At 62.5% G+C, this 1,046-nt stretch carries 1 protein-coding gene; it reads left to right on the top strand.

Going from position 1 to position 1,046, the window contains the following annotated elements; all coding sequences use genetic code 11:
* Window positions 1–926, top strand: a 926-nt coding sequence (locus tag IVB32_RS00855) for an ABC transporter substrate-binding protein (RefSeq protein ID WP_247409556.1), incomplete at its 5' end; no start/stop codon positions are given.
* Between the last annotated feature and the right edge of the window lie 120 nt (window positions 927–1,046).

The raw sequence follows: 1,046 nt of genomic DNA on the forward strand, positions 1-1,046 counted from the left end.
ATCTGATCCTGAACTGGGCGCCGACGGCCGATCACTCGCCCTATTATTACGCCAAGGCGCAAGGCTGGTACGAGAAAGCGGGCATCGATCTGACCATCGAGGTCGGCAAGGGCTCCGGCGTCTCCGCCGCCAAGGTCGGCTCCGGCGGCTCGCCCTTCGGCGTCGCCGATCTCGCCACCATGCTGGTGGCGAAGAGCAAGGGGGCTGACGCTGTTGCCGTGATGAGCGTCTACGCCAACACCGGCCAGACCTTCTACTGGTTGAAGAGCTACGGCGTGAACGGGGTGAAGGATTTTGCCGGCCACAAGATCGGCAATCCGCCCGGGGACGCCTCGCGTGTGATGTGGCCGGCCTTCGCCAAGGCTGCAGGGCTTGCGCCCGACTCCGTCGGCTTCGTCAATGTCGGGCCGACGGCGAAGATCGCCGCGCTCAAGAGCCATACGGTCGACATCATCAGCGACTTCTACAACGAGCACGATTTGAAGGTGATCGAGTTCGGAAGCGATCTCGGCTACGTCAATTGGAAGGACATCGGGCTCAATCCTTACGGCAATTCGCTGATCGTCAACGGTGGCTATTTGCAGAAGAACCCGAAGCTGGTCGAGGAGTTCGTGCGGGTCACGCAAAAGGCCTTCGCGACTTGCGTCGCCGACGCCGCGCCCTGCCTGAAGGCGCTGCTCGATCAGGTCTCCGGTCTCGACAAGGAGAACCAGGAGCGCCAGTGGGAGCGCATCAAGTTCCTGATGACGGACGAATTCACGACGACGAAGGCACTCGGCTGGATCGACGGCGAGCGGATGAAGAAGGACTACGATCTGGTCCAGACCTATCTCGGCATGGAGAAGCCGTTCGACGTCACGACGGCGTTCACGACCAAGATGCTGGACCCCGCCATCAAGATGGATGCGAGCAAGGTGAAGAAGTAGGGGGCTGGTCGCCGCGCCGGCCCCACATTCCGCTCTCATGCCCCGGCTTGACCGGGGCATCCAGTACGCCGCAGCCTTTCGGCTGACCCGCAACCGTCTCGGAGTACTGGATCGCCCGCC

Source organism: Bradyrhizobium sp. 23 (genome assembly GCF_023073295.1).
In the GTDB taxonomy this organism is placed as follows: Bacteria; Pseudomonadota; Alphaproteobacteria; order Rhizobiales; family Xanthobacteraceae; genus Bradyrhizobium; species Bradyrhizobium canariense_D.